This window comes from Pseudomonas sp., assembly GCF_036387035.1.
GTDB lineage: Bacteria > Pseudomonadota > Gammaproteobacteria > Pseudomonadales > Pseudomonadaceae > Aquipseudomonas.
In genome coordinates this window covers 1-18,682 of the sequence record NZ_DASVUM010000137.1, presented here as the reverse complement: position 1 = coordinate 18,682, position 18,682 = coordinate 1, and the positions used below count along the sequence as shown (strand labels likewise).

Here is an 18,682-nt window from a genome sequence, read left to right as displayed (position 1 = left end):
CTGCACGACCGCTGGCCGCGCTGCTTTGCGACGCCAGCCGCGCGGCCATTTGCGCGGCCATCTGTGCGGTGCTCAGCGGCTCCCGGCTGACCTCCCACCAGCTGTCCAGGCCGACGTCGTAGACGGGCTCGACCGCCGGCCTGCCAAAACGGTTGGCAAACACCACCGGCGTGCCTTGTGAGTAATAGTTCGGAATCATGTAGAAACCCCAGAGCAGCACCCGATCGAGCGCCCGTGCGTAGTGCAGCATGTCATTGCGGTTGTTGGCCGCGACCAGCCCGTCGATGAGGCGGTCGACCGCCGGATTGCGCAGGACCATGGCGTTGGAGCTGCCGACCTGACGGGCGCTTTGCGAACCGAACAGGTTGTACAGCTCACGGCCGGGGGAAAGGATCGGATTGCCGTTGCTGGGCAGCGTGACCACGATCATGTCGTAGTCCCGGGCGTTCAATCGGTTCATGTACTGGGCCGAGTCCACGCGGCGGAAATTCAAAGTGATGCCGATCTGCGCCAGCACGCGCTTGTACGGCAGCACCAGCCGTTCGAAGCCGCCCTGGCCATCGAGGAAGGAAAACGCCAGCGGCTGACCGGCAGCGTTGACCAGCCGGTTGTTCTGCGCATGCCAGCCGGCCTCGGCCAGCAGCTTGAGGGCCTTGAGCTGCTTGTCGCGGATATAGCCGCTGCCGTCGGTCTTCGGGGCGCGCCAGACCTGATTGAACACTTCCTCCGGAACCTGCCCGCGCAGGGGTTCGAGAAGGCTCAGCTCCTGGGCGTCGGGCAGCTCGGTGGCGGCCATTTCGCTTTTCGGGAAGTAGGTTTGTTCGCGCACATAGAAGTTGCGCATGATCTGCCCGTTGACCCACTCGAAATCCCAGAGCATGGCCAGGGCTTCACGCACCCGACGGTCCTGAAACATCGGTTTGTCGAGATTGAACACGAACCCCTGGCCGGCCACCGGGCGGCGCCTGGCCAGAATGGTTTTTTGTAGACGGCCATCCTGCAGGCTCGGCGCGGTATAGCCGACGACATAACCGGCCGAAGAAAACTCTCGGTTGTAATCGAAGTTGCCGGCCTGGACCAGCTGACGCGCCACGTCGACATCACCGTAGAAATTCACCGTCAGCGCATCGAAGTTGTAGAGCCCACGGCTGACCGGCAGGTCTTTGCCCCACCACTCCTTGACCCGCTCGAAGCTCACGCTGCGCCCGGCGTCGACCCGCGAGACCCGGTACGGCCCACTGCCCAGCGGCGGTTCGAACCCGCCGCCCTTGGTGAAGTCGCGGGTTTTCCACCAGTGCTCGGGAAGAATGCGCAGGCTGGCCAGGTCCAGTGCCAGGGTGCGATTGGTGGCGGTCTTGAAATCGAAACGGATCTGCCCCGGCGCTTCGATGACTGCGTCCTTGACGTCGGCGTACAGCGGTCGGTAGCTGAAGCTGCCCTGGGTGATCAGCGTTTGCCAGGTGTAGCGCACATCTTCGGCGGTAACAGGCGTGCCGTCATCGAAACGCGCCTTGGGGTTGAGGTAAAAGCGCACCCAGAGATTGTCGGGATCACGCTCCATCTTTTCGGCGACCAGCCCGTACACCGTGTAGGGCTCGTCGAGTGAGCGGTAGGCCAGCGGCGCATACACCCACGTATCGATCTGGCTGACGGAAATGCCCTGATCGACATAAGGCGTGAGGTAGTTGAACTGGCCGATCTCCTCGGACGCACGGCTCATGGAACCGCCTTTGGGTGCGTCAGGGTCGACGTAGTCGAAGTGCTGGAACTCCGCGGCGTACTTCGGCGCCTCGCCGTACACCGTCAGCGCGTGCACCGGCATGGCAAAGGCCTGAGGCATGCCCGGCAGCAGCGAGGTGAAAAACAGCACCGTGTACAACAACGCCACGCCCGGTAGCAGGCGCGGCAATGAAAGAGGGGGGGTGTACATGTGCGAACAGTCCTTGCGTGCGAGTCGACGCATCAGTGGCGCGCGAAAAATCCCCTGATCCGGTCTCACAGACGAGGCCGGGTCAGGGGCGCGATTTCGCAGAAGCAGCCCGGCGCGCCGGAGCATTGGCATGTCGGGCAGTAGCGCTTAGAAGTGGTACGTCGCTCGCGCAAACAGCGTGCGGCCCAGAGGATCGGCGTAGCGCGGGTCGTAGCCGGACTGGAAGTTGTAGGCCTGGTTGGTGAACGGCGGGTCGCGGTCGAACAGGTTGCGCACGCCGGCATCGAGGTCCAGCACCTTCTCGAAGGTATGGCCCACCGACAGGTCCCACAGCGAGTACGACGGTACGGTGCCGTTGGTGGTGCGGTCGTAATCGTTGTAGCCGCTGGTGAACCGGTTGGTCAGCGAGGCACGGCTGTCGCCCAGGGTCCAGCTGCCGATCAATACGTGTTTCCAGCGCGCAATCACGCCATCACCCTGGAAGTCGCCGACCTTGTCGGTGTACGGGCCGTCGATGATGTTCTGGAAGTCGTAGCGATTGACGTACGTGCCGGTCAGCCCGAGGCCGAACTGGCCATACGGCGTGTTCGGGAAGCGGTAGTCCAGCGTCACGTCGACACCGCTGGTTTTGACGATGCCCAGGTTGGAGTTGCCGGTGACGATGTTGGCGATGGAGCCGTCGGCGTTGCGGATGATGCGGTCGCCGTACAGGTCCGACTGATCGAACACGGTGGATTCCGGGAACGACTGGATCTGGTTGGAGATGTGAATCCACCAGAAATCCAGGCCCATGGAGAGGTTGTTCATCGGCTGATAAACGAAGCCCAGGGTGACGTTGCGGGCTTTCTCCGGGGACAGGTTGGCATTGCCGCCGCTGCGGTTGAGGAACTGCTGGTTACAATCGCGTCCGGCCTGGCCGCCCGGCTGCACGGTGCCACCGGCGCACAGCGTCGGGTCATCGTAGTAACCCTGGCTGTAGGCCAGGCTCTGCGGGGCATACAGCTCATACAGCGACGGCGCACGGAAGCCTTCGCTGTACGCGCCGCGCATCACCAGCTCCTTGAACGGCTGGAAACGGAACGAGTACTTCGGGTTGGTGGTGCTGCCGAAGTCGCTGTACTTGTCGTGGCGCACGGCCGCGGTCAGTTCCAGGCTGTCGATGACGGGAACGTTCAGCTCGGCGTATTCGGCCTTGACGCTGCGATCGCCGGACACCGAGCCGGCCGAGTCCAGGCCCAGGCTGTCGATGTCGTCAACGAAGTCCTCGTAGTTCTGATGGAGCTTTTCCTTGCGGTATTCGCCGCCCAACGCCAGGCCGGATTCACCGGCACCGAACCAGTTGCCGATTTCGCGACTGATCCGGCCATCCACGCCGTACACGCGGCCGACGGCGGTGGAGTATTCGCCGTGGTAGGCGGCATCGTCGATGTACTGCTGTCCGGCGGCCGATTGCGCACCGAACGGGTTGAGCAGCCCGCTGGCCAGGCCTGCCGTGAGCGCGCGATCGCTGGCGTAGCCTGAGGTCACGCTGGAAACAACCTTGCTCTGGTTGTAGTTGGCGCCCAAGTTGTAATCCCAGCCGCCAACGGTGCCGTCAAACGTCAGCAACAGGCGCTGGTTGGTGTTTTGGTCCTTGCTGCCGCGCGGGCCGGCGGCGGTCTCACGCCAGGCAGTGTCCACCGGCTGGGTCGGGTCGAGGGCGAAGTTGGTCGGGCCAGGGGTGATGCCGTTGCCGGGGTAGTACGGCGAAGACGGGTCGATGCTCAGGCCGGTCAATGGCGCCGGGCCGATGCTGGTGGCGTTGTTGTTGCGCGCAAAGAAGTATTCGAGGCTGACGTTGTGGTCTTCGGCCAGCTTGCCGGTGGCGCGACCGAAGAACGAGGTCTTCTCGGTCTGCGGCACCAGGTCGATGTACTCGCGGGTGCTGAACCGGCACAGCCCGTTCACGCTGACCAGGCTTGCGCCGTTGCAGTTCGGTGCGAGCGGGTTGGCGCTGTTGTTGCCCTGGTAGTAGTTGGCCGGGTAAGCGGTGCCGGAGGTCTGATTGAGGCCGCGGCCCGGCACGTAATCCTTGTCGAAGGAGCGGTCGTTGGCGTCGAGGTTCTGCTGCTTGTTGTAGTTGAACACGCCCATGACGTTGAAGCGGTCTTCGTCCAGATCGCCGAACCCCCAGCTGGCGCTGACGTCTTTGCTGGCGCCGCCACCGCTTGCGGTCGGAGTATCGCCGCCGAGGCTCAGGGTGCCGTCGGTCAGGGACTTCTTGGTGATGAAGTTGATCACGCCGCCGATGGCATCGGTGCCGTACAGCGCCGAGGCACCGTCGCGCAGCACTTCGATGCGGTCGATGGCGGCGAACGGAATCATGTTCAGGTCGATGGCGCTGCCGTTGGGCGTGCCGACGCCGGACAAGGCGTTGTTGGCCAGGCGACGGCCGTTGAGCAGGATCAGCGTCTTGTTGGCACCGATGCCGCGCATGTCGGCATAGGACGCGCCGCCGGTGGACGCGCCGACCGAGCCTGCGCTGTTCATCATCGACTGGCTGCCGGTGATGCGTTGCACCATCTGCTCGGTAGTGGTCACGCCCTGTTTCTTCAGCTCGTCGGCGCGCAGGATGGTCACCGGCACGGCGGTTTCCGCATCGGCGCGGCGCACGGCCGAACCGGTCACTTCGACACGTTTGAGCTGCGTGGTGGCGGGCGCGGCCGTCACCGCGGCGGCGGGCACGGCGGCCTCGCTGCCTGTCGCGGCATCGGTGGTGCTGTACGTGCTGTCGGCGCCATACGCCGGACTCATGCCCACCGCCAGTGCGCAAATCAGCGCACGCGGGTGGCGTTGTACCGCAACAACAAGAGGCTTGAGGGTAAAACCAGGAAAGCTCATCAGCATGGTAGTTTCCGACTTATTCCAGATGTTATTGAAATGGCCTTGTGAGCCCTCGTTGCTCCGACGCGGTGATGGCGGTCGGGAATTTCCTTATTTCAAGCAAGCCGCTCCCCTCCGGGGCAAAACGCCCGGACGGCGGTGAATCGGGAGTAGGGTGTGCAGCGCCGCAGCGGGTGCGGCGCTCTGATCAGCTGCTGGTCAGGCGCAGGTCATGTGCAATTCATTTGGAAGTCATCACCGAGATTTTTGTAATGCCCGAGCGCTCGATCGACGCCATCGCCTTGGCCACCTGGCCGTAGTTGACGTTGGTGTCGGCCTGCAGCTGCACACGGACCTCCGGATCCTTGGCCTTGACGTCTTTAAGGCTTAGTTCCAGAGACTCCGGCGCGACTTCGGATTTCGCCAGGTAAAACTTGCCGTCCTGATCGACGCTGACCACCACCGGGTCTTTTTTGTCGGCAGGGGCGACGGCGTCGGTTTTCGGCAGATTGACCTTGATCGCGTTGGTCATCAGCGGCGCGGTGACGATGAACACCACCAGCAGCACGAGCATCACGTCCACCAGCGGCGTGACGTTCATTTCGCTGAGCACTTCATCGCTGTCTTGGGTGGAGAAAGACATCAGCTCGCCTCCCGCACAGCCTGGCTGTGTTTGCTGGCGATAGCCTGACGGTTGATGGCGAAGGCGCTGCGCTGGGCGAGGGCGTCGAAGTCGTGGGCGAAATCATCCATGTCGGCGACGGCGAGCTTGAGGCGGCGCAGGAAGAAGTTGTAGATCAACACCGCCGGCACCGCGACGGCAATGCCGACACCGGTGGCAATCAGCGCGTGACCGATGGGGCCGGCAACGGTTTCCAGACTCGCCGAGCCGCTGGCGCCGATGCTCTGCAACGCTTCCATGATCCCCCAGACCGTGCCGAACAGGCCGATGAACGGCGCGGTGCTGCCGATACTGGCGAGGATGGCCTGACCGGCTTCCAGCGCGCGGCGTTCTTTCTGAATCTGCTGACGCAGGTTGCGCTCCAGCCGGTCGGAGCGGTTGATGGTGTGCGCCAGTTGCTGCGTGTTGCGCGGCGTCTCGTCGACCGCCATGGCTTCGAAACCGCTGTTGGCGATGCGCGCCAGAGAGCCCGGGTATTGGGTGGCGTGCTCGGCGGCGGTGAGCAGATCGGGCGCTGCCCAGAACGCCTTGGTGAACTGTTTGTTCTGGTTTTTGAGGCGCAGGTATTGCGCCGATTTGATCAGCAACAGTCCCCAGCTCAGCACCGAAAACACCACCAGCGCCCAAAGCACGCCGGGGACAATCATCGAAGAGATCGATTCGTTCATGGTTCACCTCACCCGCTATAAAAGAGTTGTTGTTGATGGGCTGACCGGGTTCATTCGGGCAGCTTGAAGTCGATGGTTTGGGTCGCGAAGCCTTCGATCGGGGTGTCGCCGCGCTTGGCCGGAATGAACTTCCAGTTGCGCACCGTTTCCACCGCGGCGTCGTCCAGCACCTGTTTGCCGCTGGACTTGGTCACCTCGACGCTGCCCGCGCGGCCGTTCGGCAACACCTTGATGCGCAGGATCACCCGGCCTTCCATGCCCTTGCGCAACGCCGCGCCGGGGTATTCCGGTGGCGGGTTGCCCAGACTGGCGAGCCCGGAAATCGCCGCCGATTCCTTGACCGGTGCCGCAGCCGGCGCTGGCGGCGCGGGCGAAGGCGAGGGCGCAGCAGGCGCAGGCGGACTCGGCGCAGCGGGTGCAGCCGGTGCAGGCGGCGTTGGCTTCTTCACCGGCTCAGGTTTCTTCACCGGTTTGGGCTTCTCGACCTTCGGTTTTTCCACCGGTTTTTCGACGGGTTTTTCCATGGGTGTTGGCGGTGGCTTGACCGCGTCGGGGTCTTCGACCGGCTGCTCCGGTTCAGGAGGCGGCGGTGGAGGCGGCGGTGGCTCCGCTGGCGGCGGCGGTGGTGGTGGTTCGGGCGTGGGCGGTGTCGCGCTGGTCAACTCCACCGTCATCTCGGGCACTTGCGGCGCAACTTCCGGGACGTCGGCTTTGGCGGTCTGCATATACCACCAGACAGCGCCATGTATAAGGACCGAGGCGGCAATCAATATCAACACGTGCGTCCTGCTTAGTTCACCTGGGCGCGATGTGTTTTCCTTGAAAGGAATACGCGGCCAGGCCATGGACAGTTCGTCCGGCGCCGGGTCAGGTATGGCTTTCGTTTTTACCGCGTCATTCATTAAAGCTCCCTCGGGTCGTTGAAGGGCAATAAGGGTCCATTCAAACAAGTAAACCCTGTCTGAAGTTGACGTCCGTGCTGTCGGGGGCACGAGGCCTGGGTGAGCGGTCAATGAAGAGCCACTCTTGTGAGTGCTGTTGCCGCGCGGGCTAAGGAGACGACATGGCAGTTTCCTGATGCGTGTTAAATAAGGAGAAGTTCGTCTTTTGGCTTGACTGACTTCCGATCATCACGGGTGCTATTGCAACCGCTATGCCAGTGCAGGGCTCTAAACCGGCGTTTCTGGCATACATCGTATCAATGTCGCGTTTTTGTAACTTTTTAACGAATTTGCCAGGACCAGCTTTTCGCACCTCTATAAAAGCGCGATTTTCGACTTAAACGGAGGGCGAGCTTGTCCCGTCAGGCTGGCGGCGACATTGCGCAGTGGCCTGTTTCAATCTACTAAGTGATACATGCACCAAAGATGATTAAGCGGTGCAAGTTGGTGCGTGAGTCGTTACGTGATCATATGAGGTCCGTCCTGAAAGTGTGACTTGTCAGTCAGCTGATGAATGTTCGTTAAATACGAGCGCGCACTTCGCGCACCAGTGGTGATGGCCTTTAGTACATAAGCCTTAATAACGGGCGCACCGTCCGGTATCGTTCAAACAGTCAATCAAGCAGGCGCAAAAAAGCCGGGCACGAATAATAAGAAACGGCGATCAATCGCACTAAGGGTGACGCCTTTGAATCAAAACAAATGTCGGGCGCTGCGGCGACGCAGCTCCGCCATTCAGCCGGAGCGCTGAAGCGAGATGCGGCGGATGGCGAGTTCATTGACGGCGTTTCGCCGCAGAGGCGTCGGGGCTACCCAGGAAGACAGGGCGTGGTGCAGGCGGATCGGGGCTGAAGGGCAAAGGTCTGGCACGAATCGAATTCCTTATCGATGGACGCCAGACTTGTGATCGGCGTCCTGCACTGTTTCGGACGGGGTGACGTCCGGTAGCCGCATACGGTGGCGGGTTGCGCACCGTTTGGCAGCGTACACTCGCGGCCAGCCGGGGCTTTACGTGGTACTAACGTTCCACTGGAAACACACTAGAAAGAAGTGTGCCAAAACGTGTCCAGTTGTAACATTTCTGACGCAGTGTCCCTCTTGCGCAGCGTTTGGCCTGATTTCAGGGGCCTTACCCGCGCCGTCGTATCGCCCAAGGAGCACATCAATGAGCCATTTTTTTCCGACTCGTCCGGGTTATCGCCAGCTTCGTGAGCGCTTTATTGCGGCAGCGACGGCCGCTGGCGCGCGGTTGAGCGAGTACCGTCATCCATTGCAGGGGCCTTTTGGCGAGACCCTCGCCACCGACGTTGCCTGGCTGGGCGACCCGGATGCGCGGCGGGTTTTGGTGGCATTGAGCGGCACCCATGGCGTGGAGGGCTATTACGGCTCGGATTGCCAGAGCCGCTGGCTCGAGGGGCTCGATCCGCGTGCGCTGCCTGAGGGCGTCGCGATCCTGATGATTCACTTGATTAACCCCTGGGGCACGGCGTGGATGCGCCGGGTCAATGAAGACAACCTCGATCAGAACCGCAATTACCTGGACTTCAGCCGCCCATTGCCGGACAACCGCGCCTATGCGGACGTCCACGGCATTTATGCCTGCGATCAATTACGCGGACCCCGGCGCGATCGAGCCGATGCGCTGTTTCAGGCGGCGATTGACGCCAAGGGCTGGTCAGGGGTGATGGCGGTGGTGGAGGCGGGGCAGTACGCATTCCCCGATGGCCTGTTCTTTGGCGGCAACGAGCCGAGCTGGTCCAACCGTACCCTGCGCAGCATCGTCGGGCGCTACTTGCAGGATGCCGAGGTGGTGACCTGTTTCGACCTGCACACGGGCGCTGGGGATTATGGGCATCCGATGCTGATGAGCATCGTCGAGGCGGCTTACCCCGCGCTGGAGGACGCCAAGGCACTGTTCGGGCCATGGCTGTTTACCCTGATCACCGGCGCCAACCGCGTCAGCGAAACCGGCGTATCGGCGACCTCGACCGGCTATACCTCGCAGATGCTCCTCGACGCGCTGCCGGGCGTGCACCTTATGCCGTTTGTGATTGAGTGCGGCACGTACCCGGGCGCGGTGATCCATGGGCACTTGCGTGATGATCACTGGTTGCACCAGCACGGCGATCCGCTCGATGAGACGGGCCGGCGGATCAAGGAAGGGCTGCTGGAACAGTTCTACCCGGCGGACCCGGACTGGCAGGAGGTGGCGTGGGTCAGAACCCGGCAGGCGTGGGACCGAGCATTGGCGGCGTTGCCGGGGATTCGTGTAACCCGATGACGGAACGAGCGACGTGGGAGCGAGCTTGCTCGCGAAGAGGGTGGGCCATCTGCTGAATCTTCAGCGACTGAGATGCCTTCTTCTTGAGCAAGCTCACTCCCGCATGTCGTGCCGCCCGTTAACCCACCAGCAGCCGTTGCGCCAACGCGGGCAACAGCACCTCGCACGACGCTTCGATCTTCAGGTCCAGCAGCTCATCCGCCCGTGTTTTGCCCAGGTTGATGGCGATCAGCGGTTTGCCTTCATCGGCAATGGCGCGGCACAGGCGAAACGCCGAGAAGGCCATCAGCGACGATCCCACAACCAGCAGGCCTTGGGCTTCTTCGATGCGCTGCATGGCCTTGGCCGCAGTGGGTGGCGCCACGTTCTCGCCGAAAAACACCACGTCGGGCTTCATTCGCTCGCCGCCGCAATGGGGGCAGTGCGGCACTTGGAAGCGCTCTTCGAAGGCCGGGTCGAGCAGGGTATCGCCATCGGGGGCCTGGACCGCATCGACGCCCGCCAGGTAAGGGTTTTGCTCGACCAGGGTCAGCTGAATGACGTCCCGTTCGGTGCGTTCGCGGCAGTCCAGGCACAGCACCCAATGCAGACTGCCGTGCAGTTCCACCACGTCGTGGCTGCCCGCCTGATCGTGCAAGGTATCGACGTTCTGGGTGATGACGCCGCTGATGAGGTCGTGTTGCTGCAAGCGGGCAATCGCTTCGTGGGCTGCATTGGGTTGCGCGGCGCGAACACGTGGCCAGCCGAGCATGGCCCGGGCCCAGTAGCGACGCCGGGCTTCAGGGGCGTTGAGGAATTCCTGAAACATCATCGGCTGCCGACCCCGGCGCACCCCTTCGCTGTCGCGGTAGTCCGGGATGCCGGAAGACGTGCTGATCCCGGCGCCGGTCAGCACGACGAAGGAGCGGTCCTGCATCCACTGCAGCAGGGTGTCGACGTGGGTGTCTGGAACATCAGGCATGCACAGGTCCTCATTTGCGGCTGTGCACCGATACTAGTTGGCCCGGCTTCAGCCGGGAAGGGGCCCATGTGAACACCCTGATTTTGCAAGCGTGACACTTGACGCCTACACCGCTGAATCCGCTCCCACGGGATGAGTGCGATCAATATTGTGGGACCGGCTTCAGCCGGGAAGGGGCCGGTTTGGGCGCTATCAGTTCCAGACCATGATGGCTCTACCTAACTCAACAACTCGGCAAACGCCTTGTCATCTTCAAGCACCTTAGGCAGCGCCGCGAACACGGCATTCAGATCGACGCCCTCCAGCAACGGGCCATCGACCTCCTGCTGGGCCCGCGGGGTCGCGCCGCCGTGATGCTCCAGGGCGGCGGAGATGGTCAACGCCTGCGCAACGATGCGCGGCTGAGTCGCGTCCCCCGGCGCCTGCATGGGCCGCGCCTGATACGCGATGGCGTTCTGGATGACCGCCGGCAATCCCCAGCGGCGGGCCAGTTCCGCACCCACTTCCGGATACCCGAAACCCAGCTGCAGCGTTTCAATCGCCGCGCGCCCGGTGGTCCCGGTCTTGGTCACGCTGTTGATGCGCTCGGCAACGGCGGGTGCGCCGGTCTGGATCAGCAACTCGCCGATGTCGTGCATGACCCCGCAGGTGAAAGCGATCTCCGCATCGGCGCCGGACTGTTTCGCCAGCAAGCGGCAGATCCCCGCAACCTGAAAGCTCTTCAGCCAAAAGCCCTTGAGGTCAAAACTGGGGCTTGCCTTGAACGCACCGGTCACCGCCGAAGCCAGCACCAGCGTGCGCAGGGTGTTGAAGCCCAGACGCATGGCCGCGTCTTCGATGCTGGACGACTCCCGCGCGCCGCGAAACCGCGCGGAGTTGGCCAGGCGCAGAATTTTTGCCGCGATCACCGGGTCCTTTTCGATGTTGCTGGCGATGCTGCCAAGGTCCGACGACGGGTTGTCGAACTGTTTGATCAGGTCCTGTGCCACCTTGGGGATACTGGGAAGGCTACTCAAATCGGCGAACAACTGATCGATACCCATGGGCACTGCTCCTGTTTCAGATGATTTACACACCATAGGCAACATTGGCGAATCTGCACACCTGATGCTGCGCTTTTGCTACGGACGGCACAAACGACGACGCTCAGGCCCGGCGGCAGCGGATCTTTTTCAGCTCATGTGCCGAGGAGGCGGTTTGCAGGAGGAAAAATCAGTAATATGGCGAAACACCGGAACAGGTCGCGTCCTGTACCGGGCCTTATCGATGAAACGCCAGACGCCGGAACCGCCGGCCGCGCTGGCCTGGACATAGAGGGTGTCATGGGTAACGACAGCATCAACTGGGACAAGCTCGGCTTCGACTACATCAAGACCGACAAACGCTACCTGGCTCACTGGCGCGATGGCGAGTGGGACCAAGGCACCCTGACCGAAGACAACGTGCTGCACATCAGCGAAGGCTCGACCGCGCTGCATTACGGTCAGCAATGCTTCGAAGGCCTCAAGGCTTATCGGGCCAAAGACGGTTCGATCAACCTGTTCCGCCCCGACCAGAACGCCGCGCGCATGCAGCGCAGTTGCAGCCGGCTGCTGATGCCGCACGTGCCCACCGAACAGTTCATCGAAGCGTGCAAGCAAGTGGTTCGCGCCAACGAGCGTTTCATTCCGCCATACGGCACCGGCGGCGCTTTGTATCTGCGCCCGTTCGTCATCGGCGTGGGCGACAACATCGGCGTGCGCGCTGCCCCCGAGTTTATTTTCTCGGTGTTTTGCATTCCGGTCGGCCCTTACTTCAAGGGCGGCATGAAGCCGCACAATTTCGTGATCTCAAGCTATGACCGTGCCGCGCCCCAGGGCACCGGTGCGGCGAAAGTTGGCGGCAACTACGCCGCCAGCATGATGCCGGGCGCGGAGGCCAAGAAGGCCAACTTTGCCGACGCCATCTACCTCGACCCGTTGACTCACACCAAGATCGAAGAAGTCGGCTCGGCCAACTTTTTCGGGATCACCCACGACGACCAGTTCATCACGCCGAAATCACCTTCCGTGCTGCCGGGCATCACCCGTCAGTCGTTGATTGAGCTGGCACAGAGCCGTCTGGGCCTGAAGGTCATCGAAGGCGAGGTGTTCATCGACAAGCTCGACCTGTTCAAGGAAGCCGGCGCGTGCGGCACCGCCGCGGTGATCACGCCAATCGGTGGCATCAGCTACAAAGACAAGCTGCATGTGTTCCACAGCGAAACCGACGTCGGGCCCGTCACCCAGCGCTTGTACAAAGAGCTGACCGGCATTCAGTCCGGCGACATCGAAGGCCCGGCGGGCTGGATCGTCAAGGTCTGATTCGACGCGTCCTGCACGCTTTGAAAAAACCACTGCCTTCGCGCGGTGGTTTTTTTTGCCTGCGATTGTTCAGGTACACGATTGCAGACGTCAGCGTATGGAACGACTGAACGGATCCCCCGGGTGCAACGCCGACCACTGGACTATCGTTCAAGCGGGCGAACTTCCCATCCCGAGCTCAGCTTCAGTGGGGCCGGCTGCAGTCGGGAGCTCAGTGGAAGGTGGCCAACGTTCATGAACGCCGACAAAAAAGGATACGTCATGCACTCACTCGTCTTCGCCCGTCCCGCCGTCTTCAACCGGCCTTTGGTGCTGTCCCTCGGCCTGCTGGCTGCGGGCCTCGTCCCCATCGCCTCGGCGGATGATTACCCCCACGCCCGGGAACCCATCGGCACCGTTGAACAGATCTACAACGGCACCATGCTCCCGGACCTTGCGGTGAGCACCTACCGCAACATCGGCCGCCTGTTTCCCACGCACACCATCAAGGCGGGCGATCACCCTTATGCGCTGCCGAAGTCGGACCGCCAATTGCCGAACGTGCGCTACACCATCGACGGAAAAAAGTACGACCTGTATGACTTCGTGGCCCTGGACAGCATCACCGCGATGCTGGTGATCAAGGACGGCAAGATCGTTTTCGAGACCTACCAGCGCGGCAATACCGATAAAACCCGCTGGATGTCCATGTCGATGGCGAAATCCATTACCTCGACGCTGACCGCTGCGGCCATCAAGGACGGGCTGATCACCGGCCTCGACGCGCAGGTCGTGGATTACGTCCCGGCGCTGAAGGGCAGCGCTTACGAAGGGGTGACCGTGCGCAATGTGCTGATGATGTCGTCGGGCGTTAAATGGAACGAGACCTACACCGACCCCGCCTCGGACCGGCGAGCATTGCTCAAGGCGCAGATTTCCCAGCAGCCGCACTCGGCCATGGCGCTGATGGCGTCCCTGCCGCGCGCGGCGGAGCCCGGCTCGGTCAATAATTACAGCACGGGCGAAACCCAGGTCTTGGGCGAGATTGTGCGGGGCGCGGTGAAGATGCCGCTGGCCGAGTATCTGTCGAAAAAGATCTGGCAGCCGTTTGGCATGGAAAGCGACGCGACCTGGTGGCTGGACTCACCTGACGGCGTGGAGATCGGCGGCAGCGGGATCAGCGCGACCTTGCGCGATTACGGGCGCTTCGGGCTGTTTTTCATGAACGACGGCAAGCTCAACGGTACGTCGATCCTGCCTGACGGCTGGGTCAGGGAAGCGACGCTGCCGACCACCCTCAAGGGCGGCAAGAAACTGGATTACGGCTACATGTGGTGGACCGCCTGGACCGCGCCTTCGGTGAAGGACGGCGCTTATGCGGCGGTGGGCATCCAGGGCCAGAACATCTACATCAACCCGGCCAACAACGTCGTGATCGTCACCTTCGGCGCGCAGCCCAAACCCGTCGACAAAGAACCCATCGACCCCATGGCCTTCTTCGATGCGGTGGTGACAGCGTTGAAGTAATGCCACGTTTGCGATGCGCCCTGGTCCCACTGGATGCACGCGATCCCCAGTGGGACCGGCTTCAGCCGGGAAGAGGCCAGTCCAAATATCCACAAATGTGCAGCATCACACCCAACGCCTTCCCGGCTGAAGCCGGTCCCACTAAGTGACCGCGGCGTGTCTGTAGGACCGGCTTCAGCCGGGAAGGGGCCAGTCCAAGCGCCCAAAAATGTGCACCCTGACACCCGACGCCTTCCCGGCTAAAGCCAGTCCCACTAAATGCAAGCCAGTCCCACTAAATGCACGCGATCCCCAGTAGGACCGGCTTCAGCCGGGAAGAGGCCAGCCCAAACACCCAAAAAGTGCAGCGTGGCACACGACGTCTTCCCGGCTAAAGCCAGTCCCACTAAATGCACGCGGTCAGTCAGTGGGACCGGCTTCAGCCGGGAAGAGGCCAGTCCAAACACCCTAAAATGTGCAGCCTGACACCCGACGCCTTCCCGGCTAAAGCCAGTCTCACTAAATGCACGCGGTCAGTGACCCTTATTGACTAACGCCGGTCCCGCGAGCCCTTCGGCTCCACCCCATATTCCCCGAGCAGCCCCTCAAGCCAGTCCATGAACACCCGGCACCGTTGTGGCAGATGTCGGCGATGGGCGTAGAGCAGTGACACCGGCATCGCCGTCGGCCGGTACTCCGGGAGGATTTCGATCAAGGCGCCGCGCTGCTGCTGGTAGGTGTCGGCCAGGCGCGGAATCTGGATGATCCCGAGCCCGCCGACACAAGCCGCCTCATAGGCTTCGATGTTGTTGACCGTCACACTGCAGGGCATCGACACATGGAAATCCTTGCCCTCGCGGCAATACTCGAACAGTGACTCGGCGGCGCCAAATGCTGGCGCATAGTTCACCAGCCGGTGCTGCTGCAGCTCTTCCAGGTTCCGCGGAATGCCGAAGCGCTCGGCGTAGCTCTGGCTCACGCAGTTGATCATGCGAAACAGGCCGACGTTACGCGCGACCAGCGGCGTGTCCGGCAACGCGCCAATGCGCAACACGCAATCAAAGCCCTCACGGACCAGATCGACGCGCCGGTCCGTGCTGCTGATTTCCAGCTCGATCAGCGGATGCCGCTCAAGGAATTCGCCCAGCCGTGGCATCACCAGCCGCCGGGCGATGGCGGCGGGCATGTCCACCCGCAGCCGCCCGGTGAGCGTCGAGCTGTCCTCGCGGAACAGGCCTTCAAGCTCGTCCATCTGGCCGAGCAGATCCTTGCTGCGTTCGTACAGCGCCTGACCGTCGGGCGTGACTTGCACCTTGCGTGTGGTGCGCAGCAGCAAACGCGCGCCGAGCAGCTCCTCCAGGCTGCGCACCTGTTCCGATACCGTCGAGCGCGGCAGGCCCAACGCGTCGCTCGCGTGGGTGAAACTCGAAAGCTCCGCGACCCTGACAAAGGTCTTCAGCAATTCCAGCTTGTTCATGGCGACGCGCCCACCTGATGTCCGGCATTAACCGTTGATGTAATAAATGCACAGTGACAGCGTCACCAGCGATCCCAGTGTCGAGATCAGGATGGTGCTCGACACCACCGACGCCTCGCGCTTGTAGTACTCGGCCAGCATGAACGGCCCGGTTCCGGTGGGCAGGGCGCTCAGCAGCAGGGCGGAGTTGGCCCACAGCGGCGGGAGGTGGAACACGCGAAATGCCAGGAACCACGTCAGCAGCGGGTGGGCAATCAGCTTGATCAGTACCAGCAGCGTCGTGCCCTCACGCGGGCCTTGCTGTTTTTGCGCCAGAAACAGGCCCAGCGAGATCAGCGCGCAGGGCGTCGTCGCGGCACCCAGCAGGCTGAGGAATTTATCCAGTGCGCCCGGCAATGCGACGCCGGTGGATGCCCACAAGGCGCCGAGGATCGGTGAGACCACCAAGGGGTTCTTCGCCAGCGCCAGCACCACCTTGAGGACAATGCGGTGGACCCGGGCCTCGCTTTGCAGCCCGATCTCGATGCACACCAGGGCGATGCCGAACACCACGCACACCACCAGCAATGAAGCGATCAGCGCGGGCTCAAGGCCTTGCTCGCCCAGCACCATGACGCACAACGGAATGCCGATGTAACCGGTGTTGGCGTACGAGGCGCTGAGGGCATCGATGCTGGCATCGGCAAAATGCCCAGCCTTTTTGCGCCGCAGCAGCAGGGTAATGACGAACATCGCCATGGTCGACAGGGTGAAGGTCAGCACAAAGCCCGGGTGCCAGATCTGTTCCCACGTGGCGTGGGCGGTGGCGGTGAACAGCAGCGCCGGCAAGCACAGCCAGACCACCATTCGGTTGATTTCCGAGGCCGCCGTCGGGCCCAAGCGGTTGGTGCGGCGACACAAGTAGCCCACCAGAATGAGGGCGAAGATGGGCAACAAAACATTCAAGACAGAAGACATCGGACCCGGGCCTGAGGCGCAACAAACGAGAGACGCAGAGTAGAGGGGGCAATCGTTAGGGTGCAACCTTTCTCGTCAGTGGTAACCGACTTCGGGCAGACATCCAGGCTGGCGGGGGAACAGTGTGCGAGAAGCAGTGCCCGACAGGCCGCCGGGCACCTTGGTGATCATTTTTTCAGCGGCTTGAGTTTGCCCGGCGCGATGTCGAGGATCTTTCCGTCCTCCATGTTGATCAGCGCGTACTTGTCACTGATCTGCACCCATTGGGTGCCTTCCTTTGGCGCGTGCAGCCCTTTGCCTTGCCAGTCTTTGATGCCGACGCGTTCATCTTTATACAAGTCATGGGTGGTGTCGCCGACCTTGTATTGCTCATTTGTGTGTTCCGCCTGCACGCTTTTGGCTGCAGGGGTTTGCGCCATCGCTGCGAAGCTGGTCCCGCTCAGACAGGTCACCACAGCAGCACAGGCCATCAGGGTTTTCATGTTCATGGGAAATCCTTTGGTCGTTCTTATAGGGTTCTTTGACGTGGCCCGCGCCTCACTGACCGGGCGCGTCCGTTCGATGCCACAGCTTATTTCTCGATCGGGACGATCTTGGTGATCTGGCCATTGGTGGTCTGAACTTCGACGTACTTGTCGTGGATCCGCACCCACTGGCTCATTTTGGCCGGCTCTTCCAGGCCCTTGGTTTTCCAGTCCTTGATCGCTGCGGCCGGACGCTGAAACTCCTGGGGCGAGCGGCTGCCTACTTCGAGCTCGCGCATGTTGTCGCTGGAAGGCTGAATGGTCGGCTCGGTTGTGACCGCAGCCTGCACCGTGAAACTCGCAACAGACACGCAACCCAGGATCGCCAGACCGGCAATGAGCGATTTGCTGTTCATTCGAAACTCCTTGGCCAGCGCGTAATGCGCTGTCACTAGTTCCGACCGTAAGCGGCGCAATTCATTCACTGCCGGCACCTTTGTGCCACCGGTACGCCATCTGTTTACAGCGACGGCAGGGCCTACTCGGAAAGTGCTTGAGCGATGCTCGCGGACAGTGGCGCGGTCGGCCGACCCAACAATCGGCTCAACTGTCGACCGTCGTCAAACAGCGCACCTTTGGCGGCAGCGGCATCCGAGTTGGCGAGCAACTCGGCCACGAACGCCGGGAGCCCGGCCTGCAACAGTGCGGCTTTGTAATCCGCTTCCGAGAGGTCGGTGTAGACAACGGGTTTACCGGCCTGACGCGCGATCTCGGCGGCGAAATCGCTCAACGTGTAAGACGCATCGCCGGCCAACTCGTACACCTTGCCGGCCTGATTCTAGCTCGACGTCAGCACAACTGCCGCGGCGGCTGCGTAGTCGTCCCGCGCCGCCGAACTGATCCGGCCGTCGCGCGCGCTGCCAAAATGCGCGCCGTTCGCCACCGCGTGCGCGACGCCGGCCGTGTAGTTTTCGTGGTACCAGCCGTTGCGCAGCACCACGGTCGGCACGCCGGCGCCGGCCAGTGCCGCCTCGGTTTGTCTGTGTTCTTCGGCCAGGCCCAGCGCTGACGTGTCGGCGTGGAGCACGCTGGTGTAGCCCAGCAGCTTCACCCCGGCGTGTTTGGCCGCGTCGATCACCGCCTGGTGCTGCGCAACACGCTGGCCCACCTCACTGGACGAGATCAGGAGGACTTTTTCAGCGCCCTCGAACGCGCGCTCAAGCGTGGCCGGCTGTGCGTAATCGGCTTGGCGGACTTGCACACCTTTTGCGGCGAGGTCGGCCAGTTTTTTCGGGTCACGGGCGGCAGCGATGATCTGCGAGGCTGGCACGGTTTCGAGCAAGTGAGCGATAACGAGGCGGCCCAGCTGGCCTGATGCACCGGTGATAACGATCATGATGATTTCCGAACGAGGTTGAGTGAGCGATCAGCATAGTCAGCGTGCTAACCTTTCGTAAGTACGTACGAAAAGGTAAGTGTGATGAACGATATTACTTCCCCCACTGTAGGCAGCGTCTCATTGCTGGAGCGAATCCGTACCGGTGAGGTGCTGGCCCGTGACTGCCCGTCGCGAGAAATTCTTAACCACGTCTGCAGCCGGTGGGGTGTGCTGGTGCTGGTGGTGCTGCTGGA

General features: G+C 62.2%; 14 protein-coding genes and 2 pseudogenes. 4 read left to right on the top strand and 12 right to left on the bottom strand.

Going from position 1 to position 18,682, the window contains the following annotated elements:
* The 5 genes from VF672_RS13210 to VF672_RS13190 all read right to left on the bottom strand — a co-directional run.
* The coding region (locus VF672_RS13210) for an extracellular solute-binding protein (protein WP_331105033.1) at window positions 1-1,840 on the bottom strand (1,840 nt) is incomplete at its 3' end.
* A gap of 237 nt (window positions 1,841-2,077) precedes the next feature.
* Entirely contained in the window at window positions 2,078-4,816 is a 2,739-nt protein-coding gene (locus tag VF672_RS13205; protein ID WP_331105032.1) for a TonB-dependent receptor, read from the bottom strand.
* Window positions 4,817-5,033: 217 nt separating this feature from the next.
* Complete coding sequence (locus VF672_RS13200; protein WP_133771220.1) at window positions 5,034-5,435, bottom strand: ExbD/TolR family protein; 402 nt, start codon at window positions 5,433-5,435, stop codon at window positions 5,034-5,036.
* A complete protein-coding gene (locus VF672_RS13195) occupies window positions 5,435-6,142 on the bottom strand; it encodes a MotA/TolQ/ExbB proton channel family protein (RefSeq protein ID WP_331105031.1) in 708 nt (235 codons plus the stop codon). The genes VF672_RS13200 and VF672_RS13195 overlap by 1 nt, the downstream gene beginning before the upstream one ends.
* Before the next feature lie 50 nt (window positions 6,143-6,192).
* Window positions 6,193-7,044 (bottom strand): energy transducer TonB, encoded by an 852-nt coding sequence (locus tag VF672_RS13190; RefSeq protein ID WP_331105030.1) that lies wholly within the window; start codon window positions 7,042-7,044, stop codon window positions 6,193-6,195.
* Between the two features lie 1,204 nt (window positions 7,045-8,248).
* On the opposite strand from VF672_RS13190, the gene VF672_RS13185 reads away from it, so the two are divergent.
* Window positions 8,249-9,364: a DUF2817 domain-containing protein gene (locus VF672_RS13185; protein WP_331105029.1), complete on the top strand. Its 1,116-nt coding sequence runs from the start codon at window positions 8,249-8,251 to the stop codon at window positions 9,362-9,364.
* A 118-nt stretch (window positions 9,365-9,482) separates the two neighbouring features.
* Here VF672_RS13185 and VF672_RS13180 read toward each other — a convergent pair whose 3' ends face one another.
* Both VF672_RS13180 and VF672_RS13175 read right to left on the bottom strand, forming a co-directional pair.
* Window positions 9,483-10,325, bottom strand: coding sequence for an NAD-dependent protein deacetylase (locus VF672_RS13180; RefSeq protein ID WP_331105028.1), 843 nt, complete (start codon window positions 10,323-10,325; stop codon window positions 9,483-9,485).
* A gap of 218 nt (window positions 10,326-10,543) precedes the next feature.
* Window positions 10,544-11,368 (bottom strand): HDOD domain-containing protein, encoded by an 825-nt coding sequence (locus VF672_RS13175; RefSeq protein WP_414705603.1) that lies wholly within the window; start codon window positions 11,366-11,368, stop codon window positions 10,544-10,546.
* Window positions 11,369-11,647: 279 nt separating this feature from the next.
* Here VF672_RS13175 and VF672_RS13170 point away from each other — a divergent pair, with 279 nt between their 5' ends.
* A complete protein-coding gene (locus VF672_RS13170) occupies window positions 11,648-12,667 on the top strand; it encodes a branched-chain amino acid aminotransferase (protein ID WP_331105026.1) in 1,020 nt (339 codons plus the stop codon).
* Between the two features lie 261 nt (window positions 12,668-12,928).
* Window positions 12,929-14,173 (top strand): serine hydrolase, encoded by a 1,245-nt coding sequence (locus VF672_RS13165; RefSeq protein WP_331105025.1) that lies wholly within the window; start codon window positions 12,929-12,931, stop codon window positions 14,171-14,173.
* A gap of 529 nt (window positions 14,174-14,702) precedes the next feature.
* Here the strand turns inward: VF672_RS13165 and VF672_RS13160 are convergent.
* From VF672_RS13160 to VF672_RS13140, 5 genes and pseudogenes are all read right to left on the bottom strand, one after another.
* The gene (locus VF672_RS13160) at window positions 14,703-15,629 is read right to left on the bottom strand and encodes a LysR substrate-binding domain-containing protein (protein WP_331105024.1); all 927 of its coding nucleotides are present in this window, start codon (window positions 15,627-15,629) and stop codon (window positions 14,703-14,705) included.
* A gap of 27 nt (window positions 15,630-15,656) precedes the next feature.
* Entirely contained in the window at window positions 15,657-16,586 is a 930-nt protein-coding gene (locus VF672_RS13155; RefSeq protein WP_331105023.1) for an AEC family transporter, read from the bottom strand.
* A gap of 167 nt (window positions 16,587-16,753) precedes the next feature.
* Window positions 16,754-17,074, bottom strand: a complete 321-nt coding sequence (locus VF672_RS13150; RefSeq protein WP_331105022.1) for an RcnB family protein — start codon at window positions 17,072-17,074, stop codon at window positions 16,754-16,756.
* Window positions 17,075-17,157: 83 nt separating this feature from the next.
* The gene (locus VF672_RS13145; protein ID WP_331105021.1) at window positions 17,158-17,466 is read right to left on the bottom strand and encodes an RcnB family protein; all 309 of its coding nucleotides are present in this window, start codon (window positions 17,464-17,466) and stop codon (window positions 17,158-17,160) included.
* A gap of 122 nt (window positions 17,467-17,588) precedes the next feature.
* Window positions 17,589-18,446, bottom strand: a pseudogene (locus tag VF672_RS13140) (SDR family oxidoreductase).
* Between the two features lie 84 nt (window positions 18,447-18,530).
* Between VF672_RS13140 and VF672_RS13135 the strand changes: the two are divergent.
* Window positions 18,531-18,682: pseudogene (locus VF672_RS13135) on the top strand (transcriptional regulator); the annotation flags it as partial.